This window comes from Candidatus Poriferisodalis sp. (assembly GCF_965208555.1).
Lineage (GTDB): Bacteria > Actinomycetota > Acidimicrobiia > Acidimicrobiales > Poriferisodalaceae > Poriferisodalis.
This window is the reverse complement of sequence record NZ_OZ242342.1, coordinates 767580-783044: the sequence shown is the minus strand read 5'-3', so window position 1 is coordinate 783044 and position 15465 is coordinate 767580. Positions and strand designations below refer to the sequence as shown.

The 15465-nt window shown below is 69.2% G+C and carries 11 protein-coding genes; 1 reads left to right on the top strand and 10 read right to left on the bottom strand.

What is annotated here, in order from left to right:
* The first annotated feature begins 79 nt into the window (after positions 1-79).
* A complete protein-coding gene (locus tag ACOGXE_RS03620; protein ID WP_419932585.1) occupies positions 80-1873 on the top strand; it encodes a solute carrier family 23 protein in 1794 nt (597 codons plus the stop codon).
* Here the strand turns inward: ACOGXE_RS03620 and ACOGXE_RS03615 are convergent.
* From ACOGXE_RS03615 to ACOGXE_RS03570, 10 genes are all read right to left on the bottom strand, one after another.
* The gene (locus ACOGXE_RS03615; protein WP_419932584.1) at positions 1855-2940 is read right to left on the bottom strand and encodes a class I SAM-dependent methyltransferase; all 1086 of its coding nucleotides are present in this window, start codon (positions 2938-2940) and stop codon (positions 1855-1857) included. The two genes, ACOGXE_RS03620 and ACOGXE_RS03615, sit on opposite strands and share 19 nt — an antisense overlap.
* 47 nt (positions 2941-2987) lie before the next feature.
* Positions 2988-3794: a M15 family metallopeptidase gene (locus ACOGXE_RS03610; protein ID WP_419932583.1), complete on the bottom strand. Its 807-nt coding sequence runs from the start codon at positions 3792-3794 to the stop codon at positions 2988-2990.
* A 70-nt stretch (positions 3795-3864) separates the two neighbouring features.
* Positions 3865-5784, bottom strand: coding sequence for an ABC transporter ATP-binding protein (locus ACOGXE_RS03605; RefSeq protein WP_419932582.1), 1920 nt, complete (start codon positions 5782-5784; stop codon positions 3865-3867).
* A gap of 57 nt (positions 5785-5841) precedes the next feature.
* Positions 5842-6819, bottom strand: coding sequence for a lysophospholipid acyltransferase family protein (locus ACOGXE_RS03600; RefSeq protein WP_419932581.1), 978 nt, complete (start codon positions 6817-6819; stop codon positions 5842-5844).
* Positions 6809-8398 carry a lactate racemase domain-containing protein gene (locus ACOGXE_RS03595; protein WP_419932580.1) on the bottom strand — a complete coding sequence of 530 codons (1590 nt, stop codon included), beginning with the start codon at positions 8396-8398 and terminating at the stop codon, positions 6809-6811. The genes ACOGXE_RS03600 and ACOGXE_RS03595 overlap by 11 nt, the downstream gene beginning before the upstream one ends.
* A complete protein-coding gene (locus ACOGXE_RS03590) occupies positions 8395-10806 on the bottom strand; it encodes an HAD-IB family hydrolase (RefSeq protein ID WP_419932579.1) in 2412 nt (803 codons plus the stop codon). Before ACOGXE_RS03590 ends, ACOGXE_RS03595 begins: the two co-directional genes overlap by 4 nt.
* A gap of 55 nt (positions 10807-10861) precedes the next feature.
* The gene (locus ACOGXE_RS03585) at positions 10862-11857 is read right to left on the bottom strand and encodes a hypothetical protein (protein ID WP_419932578.1); all 996 of its coding nucleotides are present in this window, start codon (positions 11855-11857) and stop codon (positions 10862-10864) included.
* A gap of 64 nt (positions 11858-11921) precedes the next feature.
* Complete coding sequence (locus tag ACOGXE_RS03580; RefSeq protein ID WP_419932577.1) at positions 11922-13046, bottom strand: D-alanine--D-alanine ligase family protein; 1125 nt, start codon at positions 13044-13046, stop codon at positions 11922-11924.
* Positions 13047-13076: 30 nt separating this feature from the next.
* Positions 13077-14708, bottom strand: coding sequence for a Mur ligase family protein (locus tag ACOGXE_RS03575; RefSeq protein ID WP_419932576.1), 1632 nt, complete (start codon positions 14706-14708; stop codon positions 13077-13079).
* Positions 14705-15406 (bottom strand): alpha/beta fold hydrolase, encoded by a 702-nt coding sequence (locus ACOGXE_RS03570; RefSeq protein WP_419932575.1) that lies wholly within the window; start codon positions 15404-15406, stop codon positions 14705-14707. Before ACOGXE_RS03570 ends, ACOGXE_RS03575 begins: the two co-directional genes overlap by 4 nt.
* Positions 15407-15465 lie beyond the last annotated feature (59 nt).

Below are 15465 nucleotides of genomic sequence, written 5' to 3'. Positions count from 1 at the left end.
CCGTGCCTCAGGGAGCCGGCACGCGTCGCTGAGCAATGCAGCTTCGACAGTGAATTTGCTTGAATACTAAGGTCTTTGCGTGACTGCGGGTGGTGCCCCGCTGGCACCGACGTACGAGCCGGATGAGTTCCCGACCGGACGGATAGCCGCGGGCATCGCCGGACAGCTGTCGCTGCTGATGGTGGTGCCGCTGGCGATCCTGCCAGCGCTCGTCGCCCAGCTCGCCGGCGAGACCGATGCGGTGGCAGCGCGCGCGGTCGTGGCCTCCATGGTCGTGTGCGGTGTCACCACCCTGCTGCTGACCATGCGCCTCGGGCGGCTCCGCAGCGAGAGCCTCTACGTGGCGACGGTGGATCTCGTCAGCCTGCCGTTCTGCATCCTGGCGCTGGCCAGTGGCGGCCCTGCGACGCTGGCGGCGCTCGTCGTGGTCTCCGGCGTGTTCCAGATCGCCATCGGCCTGCGGCTCTCGTACCTGCGCCGCGTGGTGACGCCGCAGGTGCGCGGCACCGTGCTGATCCTGGCGTTCGCATCGCTGGTGCCGGTGCTCGCCGACGTCGGCACCTCGCTGGAAGCCCGCCTCGACTGGTTTGTACCCATCAGCGTGCTGGTGACCGTGGCAATCATCGTGGTCATCGCCCTGTGGGCGCCGAAGTCGTGGCGCATCTGGGCCCCGGCCGCGGGGTTGGGGGCCGGACTGGTCGGGGCCATCGCCGTGGGCGCCTACGACTTCGACCTCGTGGCCGACGCTGCGTGGGTGGGCCTGGCCGATATCGGCAGCAGCCCGGGCGCCGATATCGAGCTCCAGACCTTCGTGACGATGCTGCCCTCGTTCCTGATCGTCTCGTTCGCGATCCTCGTTCGCTCTCAGGGCGTCTCCTCCAACACCCGGCTGGTGTCGTGGCGGACGCCGCGCGCGCTGGACTTCCGGGAGCTGCAGCGTGCCAACTGGCGCACCGGTGCCGGCACCATCCTGTCGGGCGCCGCAGGCTCGCTGCCGGTGACCATCGCCGGGGTGGGGCCCGCGTTCATCAACCAGACCCGCTGCGCGTCGCGCCGCGTGGGCATCGTCGCCGGCTGCTTCTTTCTGGTGGCGGCGTTCGTGCCCAAGCTGTGGGCCATTGCGGTTGCGATCCCGCGGCCGATCTTGGCCGCTTACGTCATCGTGGCCCTCGTGCCCCTGGTGGTGCGTGTCGTCATCAGCTCAGTGCAGCGCCTGCGCAGCGTGCGTGACGCTGTGGTCATCGTGGCTCCGCTCGCAGTGGGACTGAGCGTGGAGTTCGGCGTGCTCTCGTTCCCGCAGGGTGCGGTGTGGGAGGCCATCTCGCAGAACGGGTTGACAGCGGGAAGCCTGGTGCTCGTCATCGCTGCGGTGGCGAACAGCTTGGTGGACCGGCGGGCAAGCCTCGAAATCGAGCTCACCGCTGCGAGCACCACAGAGCTGCGGCAATTCGTGACGGCATTCGCACAGCGACGCGGGTGCGACACCCGCAGCGTGCAGAGGCTGGAGGCGGCCGCGGAGGAGGCGCTCGCCGTGATCAGCGAGCAGTCCCGGTCGGCGCTCGCCGGCCTGCGGCGCTGGGCCCAGGTGACGCTCGGCTTCAACGGCTCGCGGGCCACGCTGGAGTTCGTGTGCGCGCCCAGCGGCGGCCAGAACCTGGAAGAGCGCATCGCACTGCTGGCCGAACCGGAGGCCGAAACGGTCGAGACAGCGATCGAGCGGGACGCCGCGGTGCGCCTGCTCCGGCACTACGCCAGCGAGGTCGGCCACCGCCAGTATCTCGAGGCTGAGATTCTCACGGCCGTCGTGATGGTTCGCGGGTCACGCCACCCGCACCGGTTCTTCGAGCGGGAGCGTCAGGGGCGGACTTCGTAATAGAGATTTGCGGCGTCGCTGAAGTCGTGCTCGGTGAAGCGTGTGAATCCCGCCGCCGCCGTCATCTCCCGGGCCTTGTCCGGATAGAGGCCGAGGGTGCCCAGTCCCATGCCGCCCGGCTCGCTCAGCGCCGACTGCAGGCAGCTTGTGATGGAGAAGCCGTAGAACATGGCCAGCATCGGGTTGCGCTGGTCCTGGTTGAAGTCGCCCTTGGAGCGGATGTCCTTGATGAGCAGCGTGCCGTCGGCATCCAGCGCGGCCCGGATGGCGTCCAGCGCGAGATCGGGACGGGGCATGTCGTGGAGGCAGTCGAACGTGAGCGCCAGATCGAAGTCGCCCGTGGCCGGTACATCGGCGGCACCGGCCTCGACAAAGGTGGTGTTCTCCAGGCCCGCATCCTCGGCACGCTCTTGTGCCTGGTGTACGGCGATGGCCGATGGATCGAAGCCGACCACCTCGGTGTTCGGCCACTTCTCTGCGATCAGGCAGGCTGACACGCCCGCGCCGCAGCCCACGTCCAGCACTTTGGCGCCGCGTTCCAGCTTGGCCACCACGCCGTCGAGGCCGCCCAAGATGACCGACGTGAGGTTCTGGCGGCTGAACGGCCCGGTGGTGCGGGCCAAGCCGGCAGCGGCCCGAGGACCCTGCTGCTCGTAGGTCATGCCGATGCCGGTGCGGAACGAGTCGAGGATCAGGTCCAAGACGTCGTCGCCGAGCCCGCCGCGAAAGGCGCCCATGGCGAAGTGCAGCGAGCCCTCCTCATCGACGAGCAGCGCCTCGGCCTCCGGCGACAACGAGAACGCGCCGTCGTCGTGATTGACGAGACCTGCCGCGGCGACGCCGTAGAGCCACTCCCGCACCAGTCGCTCGTGGAGGCCGCTGGCCTCGGCGACGTCATGGCTGGTGGCAGGTTGCGTCTCGGAGAGGGCTGCGAACAGTCCGAGCTGGTCGCCGATGTGCAGCATCGCCGACACCATCTCGCCCTTCTTGTAGGTCCACACTTGGAAGGCGAGCTTCTTCAGGAGGTCCGTATCGACCTCACGCCGCTCGGTTGCAGTCTCAGCCATCCGCAAGACGCTACTCGCCCATGTGCCGCCGCTCCCGGGCCGGCCGTTCAGTTGCTGCAGAGGGGATCGTCGCCGGCGGGGGGCTGGTGGAAGCACAAAATTGCCTCCACGCCGACATAGGTGAACTCCCACGGTTCGGGCACCGGGCCCTGGCGGCCGCCGTCGGGCGGGTAGCTGGGGATCCAGCCGTGCTTCTTCGCATTGGCGAAGTTGTCGGCCGATATCCATTCATATGCGGGTGAGGAGCCGAAGTGATAGTGCCCTTCTTGGGAAATGTCGATGGCGTACCCCGTGTGGTGCTTCGAGTAGCCCGGAGGCGCCGACATCTCCAAGCGTGCTGCCAGGTCGTCGAGCTCGTACGGGGCTTCGAGCGGGCGCAGGAACACTTCTCGCTGGTACCGGTGCCCCCGGTAGGCGGAGTTCAACTCCAGCTCGAAGCCGTGGTCGGCAGCGTCCTGCTGCAGGGCCAGCCATGCAGCAGCGGCGGGACGCTGCAGCGCGAGGCCGTCATCGATGAGGCGCATCAGCGCGTAGTTCGCCGGCAGCGACCGGCGCTGGTAGCCGCGCTCGATGGCTTCTGCACGGACCTGCTCGTCCATCTCCGCCGATTCGGTGATCGGTGGCGTGGCCGAGATTGGCGACAGATTCGGCAGTTCTGCCGTGGTGAACAGCTCGTTGAACTCCGATCCGGTGAAATGCGGGAAGGCCAGCGAATCGACGCCGGCGGGCAGGGGCTCGCGCCAGCGGGACTTGGGCTCGTCGATGAGCGTCGAAGGTGCCCATGGTCCGGCGATCGGCTCTTCGACCCACGCGTGCGACTCGGCCACGGCGGCCCCGAGAGCCGCCGGTGCCATGAGAGATGCCAGACCGAAGGTGAGCGCCGCGACGGCCCACCGGCAGCGTCGCCAGCGCGGGGACGGGACGTCAGACAACACCAGCGGGCTCGCCCGTGCCCACGAGCGTGCGATACAGGTCGGCGTAGAGGCCACGCGCAGCGAGCAGATCGTGATGGCGTCCCTGCTCGACGAGACGGCCGCGATCGAGCACCAGGATCTGATCGGCGTCGGTGATCGTCGACAGCCGGTGCGCGATGACCACCGCTGTGCGGCCGGCGAGCGCGGTTGCGAGTGCGCTCTGCACCAGCGCCTCGTTCTCGCTGTCCAGGTGACTGGTGGCCTCGTCGAGCACCACGATCGCCGGACGCTTCAACAGCACCCGTGCAATGGCGAGGCGCTGCTTCTCGCCGCCTGAAAGCCGGTAGCCGCGCTCGCCTACCACGGTGTCCCAGCCGTCGGGCAGGCTCTCGATCAGCTCGTCGATGTGCGCCGCCCGGCAGACCTCGGAGAGCTCCTCGTCGGTGGCACCCGGGCGGGCATAACGCAGGTTCGCCGCGATGGAGTCGTGGAACAGGTGCGGGTCCTGGGACACGACCCCGATATGGGATCGCAACGATTCCTGCGTGACGTCGCGCACGTCGTGACCGTCGACGGACACCGAACCCGCGTCGACGTCGTAGAGCCGGGCAACGAGCGCAGCGAGCGTCGTCTTGCCGGCGCCCGACGGCCCGACGAGCGCAACCGTCTGGCCGGGCTCGATGACTGCGGACACCCTGTCCAGCACCGGCCCCGGCGCTGCGTCGCTGTGCTGTCCGGGCGTCGCTGTCGCGCCACTGTGCTGTCCGGGCGTCGCTGTCGCGCCGCCCAGCTCGAGCAGCATCCCGTCGTCGGCTGGGGGGTAGCTGAAGGTCACGTCCTGCAGCTCGATCCGCCCGTCCACAGCGTCGAGCGCCGTGGCATCGGGACGGTCGGCGATCGGGTTCGGCAGATCGAGCACCGCGAACACGCGCTCGAACGAGACCAGCGCCGTCATCACGTCAACCCGGGCGTTCGTCAGGCTGGTCAGCGGCATGTAGATGCGCACCACCATCAGCCCCATGGCCACCAGCGTCCCGACGGTGAGCGCGCCGGAGATCACCAGGTGCGCGCCGACCCAGTACAGCATCGCGGCGCCCACCGCCCCCACGAGGCTGAGACCGATAAAGAACGCCCGCCCGTACAGCGCGCTGCGCACGCCGATGTCGCGCACCGTCCGGGCCGTGCGGCTGAACCCGGCCCGCTCGACGTCATGGCGCCCGAACAGCTTGACCAGCAGCGCCCCCGCCACGTTGAGGCGCTCGGTCATCACCGTGTTCATCGTGGCGTTGTGCTCCATGCCCTGGCGGGTCAGCGCCTGGAGACGTCGGCCCACCCGCTTGGTCGGCGCAATGAACACCGGCAGCAGCGCCAGTGCGAGCAGCGTCAGGCGCCACTCCAGCGCCAGCATGGCCACGAGCGTGGTGGCGAGCACGATCGTGTTGGACACCACCGAGCTGAGCGTGCCCGTGAAGGCCCGCTGGGCGCCGATGACGTCGTTGTTCATGCGGCTGATCAGCGACCCGGTCTGGACGTGGGTGAAGAACGCGACCGGCATGCGCTGCACGTGGTCGTACAGGCTGACTCGCAGGTCGAAGATCAAGCCCTCGCCGATACGCGCCGACCACCAGCGCTCGATGAACGACAGCCCTGCCTCGCAGAACGCCGCCGCCACGATGATCGCAGCCAGCACGTTCAGCTGGGATCGGTCACCCGCCGGGATGGCCTCGTCGATGATGCGCCCGAACAGGATCGGCGGCACCAGGAACGCCAGCGCGCCGAGCAGTTGCGCCGTGAGGAATCCCGACAGCATCGCCCGGTACGGCCGCGCCAAGGCCGCTGCCCGGCGGACCGTGCCCGGCGCTATGTGGCGTCCCTCGACGCCGGCCGGGTCGTGCCCCATCGCGCCGTGGGCAGATGCCATCGATCGCATGCATCGAACGATACGAGCCGCTCCGCGAACCGCAGCGGCAGCGCGGCCCAGGCAGGTCTAGACGTAGGGCCAGCGACGCTTTGAGGTTGTCTCGGCCGAGGCGCCGTCGGGCGGTGTCGGCTCAGTGAGCGCCCAGCGGCGGCGCCACGCCGATGCCGTGGGCCCCTCGAGGCCGGGGCTGTCTGCGCTGTGCAGGCGCCGGCGGGCTGCGAACCAGTTGCCCGTGGCGGTCTCGTCGGCGAGCCCCTCCACTGCGGCCTGCAGTCGCCGCGTGAAGCGGCGGTTGTTCTCGCCCTCCCCGAAGCTCAGCGGGCGGCCGAAATTGATCACCGATCGGGCACGCCTGGGCCACGCACGGCCCTTGCGCAGGATGTCGAAGGTGCCCCGGATGTGCACGGGCACCACCGGCACCCCGGCCTGCTTGGCCAGGAACGCCGCGCCGGGACGGAACTGCTGACCCCAGCCGTCACGGGAACGGCCTCCTTCGGGATAGATCACCAGGCTCCAGCCGTTGCGCAGCAGCGTGACCGCTTTGTCGATCGTGCGGCGGTTGAGCGCGGTCCGTTCGATGGGAATGGCACCGACGAACAGCGCAGAGATCGCCGACGACGCCCGGTTGCCGAAGAAGTAGTCGGCCGCAGCCCCGACCACCAGCCGGTTGCACCACGGCTCGGGCACAGAGGTGGCGATGACCGCCGTATCGACATGGCTCTGGTGATTGGCAGCGAACACTGCCGGCCCGTCGAGCTCGCTGAGCCGGTCCACTCCCTTGATCGTCGGCTGGGCGTAGTAGCGCACCAGCCCGCGCACGATGGTGTCACGCGCCACCCGTCTGGCGACCCGAGCCGGGAAGCGCCGAGCCCAGTCGGTGTCGTAGTTCGCCCCCACGTTGACCGGCAGCGGCGTCTGACCTCGAGGGGTCGCGGCCGCCCGCAGCGGGAACTCGGCCCCGCGCATGATGCGCGTCACCGACGCTTTGGTGCGCTGGGCTCGCTTGGCCCCAAGGTGGGAAACTCCCGGCTTCTCAGACGACATCGGCCATCAGCATGGGTGGATTGTGGAAGTGCGTGATCGACGGGTCGCGTCCGACCACGTCGGTGGCCATCTCGAGCGCATCATTCAGCGTCGAAGCAGATCGGAAGCCCATGCGCTGGACGGCGGCCTTGTCGCCGCCGACGATGATCACCCCGCCGAGGTGCTCGAGCGCATGCGCGCACCAGTACCACATGTAGAACGGATGCACGCCGTGGTAGGCGTACGACGTCCGGTACAGGTGCCGGTACCACTCGTCTTCGGCATACCGCTTCTCGTACCGATGCTCGATGATCGCCGGATCGGTGGTGTCGGCCAGCACCTCTTCGAAGAAATCGATGTAGCTGGGATGGTGCACCGGGTGAAACTCCCACGGCGTGGGGTGCGTCATGATCACCACGCCGCCGTGGCGGACGAGCGGCTTGCCCCGGTACAGGTTGAAGAAGTAGCCGAGTCCCAGGCACGCCACCAGGATCGGGTTCATGATCGAGTTGACGTTGTAGGGGCAGATGTAGGGCAGCCCCATCGTCATCACGTCGGTCTGGCCCTCCACCCGCACCAGGTGCTGGCGGTAGACGTTCTCCAGCGTCTGGCGGTGTACTGCCTCGACCTCGCCGGCCTGCACCGACGTGAGACCGTATGGCGCCCGGATGCCTTGGAAGATGCGCCGGGCCTGGCGGCGGGACATCAGGTCCAGCGCCGTCTTGGTGCCCATCAGCATCATGCGGTCTCGCGGCGTCATCTCCCACTCGCGGCGCTTCAGGAAGTCGTACGGCGACGGGAACTCGTTGTTGTTGAGCGTCGTCTCGATCTGGAACACCTTCACGCCGGCTTCGGCCAGCAGGCGCCCCTGGCGCCAGTTGCGGGTGTGCAGCTCGGAGTTCTCGGGGTCCATGAACGATGTCGAGTGCAGCATCGTGTCCACGTTGTGGTGGTGGCGCAGCGCCGTGTAGGGCGACAGTCCTGTGGCCACGCTCTTGTGGCCGCCGTCCATCGACACCAGGTTGATGTTGACGTACACCAGCAGGTCCGATTCGGCTGCCCGCTTGGAGATCACCACCTCCTCGCCGGCCTCGGTGGTGCCCAGGTGGGTGAGCGCGTCGGGGTCCTCGGCATCGAAGTTGTAGAGCTTGCCCCCGGGGGCGAAGGCGTCGTACACGCGGTCGCCGACGGCATGGCGTAGCTCCGCCTCGGTCATGCGGCGGTGCAGGGCGAGCGCCGCAATCAGCTCGACGTCGTCGACGCCCGCAGCGGCTGCCATGTCCAGGACCTGTTCGATGATCCGGCCGCGGATGTCGGGGGCGGCCATCGGGGGCAGCGGCAGCGAGAGGTCGTCGAAGGCGATGGTCAGCTTCATGCCCGGCTGCATGTAGGCGGCGAGCGGCGCGCGGTCGCCCAGCGGATTCGCCAGCGCTTCGGCGATGGCGCGTTCGGGATCGCGCACGGGGTCCAGCGGCTCGTTGGGGTACACGACCCGGCTGCCGACCGGCAGCTTCTCCAGACGGAGCCCTTCGCCGTGGTGGAACAGGATCGGCGGCGTGGTGCGGTCCACTTCCAGGACGAGACCCTTGCGCGCCGTCACCGTCGGGACCCTTCGTAGTGGTCCGCACCCAACCGGTCTGCGGTAGTGGCGCGAGCTCGGCGTGAGCGGTGCGTGCGGTCCAGGCGGTCCGTGTTGGCGCGTACCCGGAACGGCGGCGCGATGGGCAGCAAAGGCCGGGGGCCGCCGGGGGAGCGTTCCCAGTTCTCGCACAGCCATCCCCGTTTGTCGGCAATGGTCACCAGCCGGGTCTCGGGATTGACGGCTACCGGATAGCCCACGGCCTCCAGCATGGGCATGTCCGAGGCCGCGTCGGCGTAGGCCACGCCCTGCGCCAGGTCGAGCCCCTCTTCGGCCGCCCAGTCGACCATCATCTGGGCGCGCACCTCGCCGGTGGGCGGCACATCGATCATCTCGCCGGTATAGCGCCCGTCGCGGCTGTCGATGCGCGCTGCGATGATGTGATCGAACAGCGGGGCCAGCGGCTGGACCGCCAATTCGAGGGCACCGGTGATGAGCACCGTGCGATGTCCGGCGGCCCGGTGCTCACGCACCCGTCGCAGGCCCGCCGGGAACGCCTTGGTCAGGAACAGGTGGCTGAGCATCTCTGCCGCATCGGCGTCGAGCTGGCCCACGGATGCACCCCGGTAGCGCCGGTAGAAGTAGCGCAGGAAATCGGTGCGGTCGCGGCGATCGCGTCGCCACAGGCCCGGTGTCTCCGCGAGGGTGCGCAGGGCGAAGCGCACTCGCTGGGGGGTGTCGAGCCGCCGGGTGGCAAGCCACGCGTAGGTCTCGACCACGTTGCTGGCGATCAGGGTGTTCTCGAGGTCGAATGCGGCGAAGTGGCGGGCAGGGTCCAGCACTGCGGTTCGCAGGCGTTCGTTGCGGCTCGGCCCGGTGCGGGGTTGGGGGGTGGTCTTGACGCGTGCCTGGGCAATGACCGTGGGCAGGTGCACGTCGGCGATGTAGGCGGCCCAGTCGATGACCCGGGGGTCGAAGCCGAACCTGTCGCGGTCGGCTGGGGACAGCGACTCCCACAGCTCGGTGGTGCGGTCGATCTCATACAGCGCCTCGCACTTGCCGTAGGCGCCGTACAGCAGGACGTAGTCACGGATCTGTTCGAGCCCGGCCCGCCTCTGAGCCAACCGGATGGTGAAATCGTTGCGGCCGCGCATCGGGAGGTGGTTGACGATCTTCTCCGCGGTGTTGAAGACCGTCATGGCCCGGTCGAGCTGCTCTTCGAGGCCGCTCGCTCCCGCGTATCGCCACTGGGTGCTGGCCGTGGGATGACCCTTGGAGTCATAGACAGGATGGTCCTGGAACCACTGCATGGTGGTTTCGGTCAGCACCTTGAAGCGCAGCGGGTTGACGGCGCCCGAGGCCACCTGGAAGATCTCCGGCTCGGGAACTGGCCCCCGCGCGGCCACGGCGATGATCGCCGCAGCGACCATGTCGACCGGGATGACGTCGATGATGCCCTCGGGATAGCCCGGGAACGTGTCCAGCTCGCCCTTCGCGAACGACACGAACAGCGGCTCCGCCATGCGGAAGCCACGGATCCAGCCCGGCGAGGGCTCTGCGAAGGCTGATTCGATGATGGACGGGCGAACGATCGAGATGGGCACGTCGCCTTGCAGCTCCATCAACGCCTGCTCACCCAGTGCCTTGGAATACGTGTAGACGTCGGGCCAACCCAGCGAGGTCGCACGGCTGCGGCCGGCGAGGACCATCTCGTCGTCCACCCATTCCCGCCTCAGCTGCTCGGTCTTGGCGGCCAGCATCGGCAGGCCGGCGGGGCCGAGCTCCTCGCGCGCGTCGCGATGGAAGCGGCGCAGGCGCTCGGGGGAGCGGCTGGCTGCGTCGAGATCGGCGCGGGTGCGCCGTGCGGCGGACACCTCGGCCCGCCAGTCGACGTCCATCGAGAACGGTGTGTCGGCCAGGAAGACCTCGGCCGCCGAGCCGCGCCGGTTCCCGGCGACATAGCACGTCGACACCGCAATGAAGTGGGGCGTGGTGCCCTGGGACTGGCACGCCTCGAGCAGGCGGTTCGGGCCCAGCAGGTTCGTCTCGATCGATGCGTCGAGCGGGCTGTCGAAGCTGACGGTGGCGGCGGAATGGATGATGACGTCGCAGCTGCAGAACAGCTCGAGGTCCTCTGGGGACAGCCCGAGCCCGTCGACGCTCACATCGCCGGACACCACTGTGATGCGCCGGCTGCAGATGTCGTCGAAATCGCTGCCCCATGCGGTGCGCAGGCGCTCGAAGGCGTCGTTGCGCAGAATCTCGCGCTGCACGCGCCGGTTGACGTCGGTGCGGCGTCCCGGCCGCACGAGCAGCACCAGATCGCAGTCGGGCACCGAGCGCAGCAGCCGTTCGACGAGCGCCGTGCCCAAGAAGCCGGTTGCACCGGTGATGGCGATGCGCTTTGCGGCCAACGCGTCGGCGATCACGACGTGTTGTTTAGCCCCATCGGGAGCCAGATACGCGCACGACTGCTCGATTCGTTCATGCGGATGGTTCAGCGGCAATCTCGGCGAACAGTCGGGCGCAGGCCCTGACGGCGCGCCAACCGCACGACAGTGCGTACCGCTCGTAGTCGCTCCCGGGGGGCCCGAACGTGGCCAGGTCGCGGCAGGCCGGCGCGTCGGCGGCGCCGCACAGCCGCCAGAGCTGGTCGAGGTACTCGTCGTTGCCGGGCGGTGGATCCTCGGGGGACCGTCCTGCGAGCGCGGGCGGCGCACCGTCGTCGCCCACCAGCAGAGCGCAGTCGCGGGTGGTGCGGCCGCCGCAGGTCCAGCCGAAGCTGGCATATGCCGATCCGCCCGGTGCAGACAGCACCAGCTGCGCGCACGCACGGCTGCTGCCCTCGGCGCACGCCGACCACCAGCCGTCCAGTTCGGCAATGTTGCCCGGCGCCGTCGATTCAGGATCGAACTCGATGCCGAGCAGTCCGGCGTCGGCGCCCGGATCGCCGAGCAGCACGCTGCAGTGCAGGTTCTCGCGCCCGCCGCAGCTGAATGCGAAGGCCTCGTAGTCGCTGCCAGCGGGCGACTCGAACAGCAACGCGTTGCAGGCGCTGGCCGAACCCTGCCCGCACACGACCCACAACTCGTCGAGCGCGGGATCGTCTCCGGGCGGGGCGTCGCCGGGCTCGAACACCGCAGGAGCACGGACGAGCGCTGCGGGCAGGGCAGCATCTCGCTGCTGTGCCGGGGAGCGAACCCCGGTGTCAGGAGGCGCTGCGGACCCGGGTGCGCTGCTGTCGAGCGCGCAGATGTCCCGCGCGATGTCTGCGAGCGGCTCATCTGCAGGGTCGAGCGGCAGCGACAGCTCCGCCGCGTCGTACAGGCCGAGGGCGGCGGCCAGGCGCTCACGCTCGCATGCGGTGAGGTCACCGCCGCCGCTCGACTCGCTGCCGCTCGATGCCGGTCCGGTACCGCTGCACGCCGCCGACAGCACCACCGCTGCAGCACACGCGGCGAGCACCCGGCGCAGTGTCACGCCAGCTTCGCGACTGTGCTTTCTGGCCGCTGCGCTGGCGGTGCGGCAGATCATCGGCGCAGCGTCACGCCAGCTTCGCGGCAATGGACCCCACGGAGCGCAGGGCTGTGCCGTCGGCACCTTGCGTCATGAAGAGGCGCGTGGGTCCGTCCAGGGCTTCGGCGATGAGATCGTCGAGCAGCGCGATGAGGCTGTCGCCCTCGTGAGACCAGAAGTACCAGCTCAGCGAGCCGGGGATCGGGTTGATCTCGTTCACCCATAGGCCGGCCGGGTCATCGTCGCCGTCCCACAGGAAATCGATGCGCATGACCGATCGAGCCATGACGAGATGGCTCACGTCAGCCGCCGCGGCACGCAGCGCTGTCTCGATCGGTTCTGGAAGCGCGGCCGGCAGCTCGCGTGGCGCCGTCGCCATTCCGCCTCCGCCGGTGAGGTACTTCTCGGCGTAGGTGTAGATCGTGCTGTCGCTGCGCAGCGGCCGCTCCACGGCGCTCAGCCGCAGCGCGGGCCAGGTCCGCACCGAGATGTTCAGATCGATGATGTCGTGCAGGTAACGCTGCACGACGGCGCCGTCCCGCAGCAGCGGCGACGACCGTGCCAGCGCCCGGGCTGTGGCGAGGTCGGCGACGATCTCGATGCCGATCGACGATCCCCCGAAGCGCGGCTTCACAATGAGCGGCCCGTCAGCCAGCTCCGCGGCTGCATCGTCACTGGGCAACTCGTCGGTAAGCAGCCAGAGGGGCAGCGTGGGCAGGCCAGCGGCCTCGGTGGCACCGCTGAAGGCCAGCTTGTCCATGCAGATGGCGGCACTGCGCTGCCCGGGACCGGTGTAGGCCAGTCCCGTGAGGTCCAGCAGGGCCGGCAAACCGCCGTCCTCGCCGGGGCCGCCGTGACAGCAGTTGACCACGACGTCAACCGGCACTGGCCGGCGACGCCGGTCAGCCCGCACGAACCCTCCGCTGGGGTGGGCTGCCAGCTCGACTCCGGATGCCGAGCGCGGCAGACCGTCGGCGAATGCCGACGCCTCGATATCGGCCGGCACCTCGTGCCACGTGCCGACGGGCGACCAGTACAGCGCCACCGGGTCGCGTCCGGCGTCGGCGAGCGCGTGCACCGCTTGCAGCCCCGTCAGGATCGAGATGTCGTGTTCGGGCGACGGCCCGCCGAAGCAGACACCAACACGGGTCATGTGGGCCATGTTCTCATGGCGGGGAAGCGATCAGGGGTAGTGATCGGGGAGATCGTTCTCGTAGAGGACGGCGTCTCCGTCCTTCAGGTTCGACCGCACCCACTGCACTGCGTCGTCGCGTGTCGGCATGAGGCGGACGGTGGCACGGTCGCCGGTGCGGTCGTGGATGAGGTTGCGCGCGTTGCGGCCCCGGGTCGCGCGACGTGCCGTGGCATCGTCCCAGCCGGCGGCGCCGCCCAGCAGGGCTCTGCGATTGGTGCGACCCACGATGATCACGTCGTCGGCAATCTGCGCGGCGTGCTCGCCGAGCTGGCGGTTCTCGTGCGCCTGGCTGCGGCCCAGTTCGACCATGCCCGGCGTGGCCACCACGCGCCGGCCGGCCTCGGTGTTCGCCAGCATCGACAGCGCAGCGCGCGCGCCTGCCGGGTTGGAGTTGTAGGTGTCGTCGATGACCATGACGCCCCCGGGGCTGCGCCCGGCGGTGCGGCGGTGTTCGGGCGTCGGCAGGTCGCCGAGGCGGCTGGCGATGTCGGCATCGGAGACTCCCAGCACCGACGCCGCAGCCACGGCGCACGCCACATTCGCCGGCGCAGCGCCGCCGAGCGGTCCGACGGCGATCTCCCGGCCGAACAGCGTGATGCGACGCGTCACGGCGGCCTCGTTCACGAATGCGCTGGCTGGCGCATCCACAGACGCATTGACTGGCAGCACGGTCACATCGGCACCGGGATCTTGCGTCGAGCACCTGATGACCCGCAATCCAGAAGCAGTCAACCGGTCGGCTTCGGCCCTCAGTCCGTACGCGTCGACGTTGAGAATCGCCGTGCGACTCGTTGCGAAGATCTCGGCCTTTGCAGCCACGATGCGGTCGAGGCTGCCGAATCGCTCGAGATGGACCGGGCCGATGGAGGCCAGTATCGACACCGAGGGGCGCACCCAGCGGGTCATGGCGGCAATCTCCCCGACAGCGAAGGTGCCCATCTCGGCGACGAACACCTCGGTGCCGGGCACCAAGTGCTCGTTGACGCTGCGGCACACGCCCGCGGTGTTGTTGAAGCTGGCCGGCGTCGCCACCACCGCTCGGGACCCCTCGACCAACTGGCGGAGGTAGCCCTTGATGGTGGTCTTGCCGTAGGAGCCGGTCACCGCCACCCGCACCGGATCGACGTCGTCGAGGCGCTGCTGGGCGCGATGCACCCAGCGGCGAGACAGCACGGCTTCCAGCGGTGTCAGGATTGCCATCGAGACGTCAACCCACAGCGGCATGCCGAACAGCAGCACCGCCACCACCGGTTCGGCCAGCCCCACCAGCAGACCGATGCCCACCAGCACCGCCCACAGCAACGTCAGCGTTGTGGCGACCGTGAAGAGCCGGCGTGTCCATGCCAGCGGGCTGGACCGCCCGCGAATGTCGAGGCCCTGGGGTCCGACGGCGACGGCGGCCGCGGTGATCGCCGGTGCCCACCAGAACGTGCCACTCAGCACCACGCCCACGGCCGCGGCGAGCGCCAGCACACGGTTGTTCCTGTCGAGCAGCCACCAGCGCCGGGCGAAACGCGACGTTCGCCCCACGCCGTAGTGCTCACGCTGGGCGACTCGCAGCCAGCGGCTGGCCGAGATCATGCCGGCGACCACCGACGTCCAGAGCAGTATCTGGTTCATGCGAGCGACTCACACCGACGATTGATTGCCGCAGACAGGGCCGCTGGTGCCTCGGTCGGCACGAAGTGATCGGCACCATCGAGCACCGTCAGACGTGCGACTGCCAGCATCCTCGCTGCTCGTTCGGCGACCTCGGGTGGCACTTCATCATCATTGCGGCCCCACAGCAACTCCACTGGCTGGGAGATGGCGTCGAGCTGCGTTTCGTAGGTCTCGTTCACGGCGGCAACGAGCACGTCGCGCATCACGCCGGAGGCGTTCCGGTAGTCGGCGCTGCCGAATCGCTGCCGCATGCCCTCCATAGCGGCCTCGCCGAGCAGGCCGCGGCGGTGCAGCCCGCGGGCGAATCGATACCGCAGCGCCGGCTTCGTTGCCGGGCGGTCTGCGCGGCGCAGCAGCGGCACGCCGCACAGCACCAGCGACGCGACGCGTTCGGGCCGGCGAACTGCGAGCTCGACAGCAATCCGTCCGCCGAAGCTGTGGCCCACCACGACCACGCGGGCCGCGCAGTCGTCGAGCACCGGTTCGATCAGATCGGCATACGCAGCAGCGCCGCCCGCGGCCGGCGGCGCAGGGCTGGCACCGAAACCCGGCAGGTCGAGGGCGACAGCACCGATGTCCGCACGTGATTGGACGAGATCGGCCAGGGCCGTGTCGAAGTCGGCGTGGCTGCGGCCCCAGCCGTGCAGGGCCAGCACATCGGCCGGTTGATCACCGAGGCGACTGCCGAACAGGGCGCCGCCGGCAAAGCTGGCGA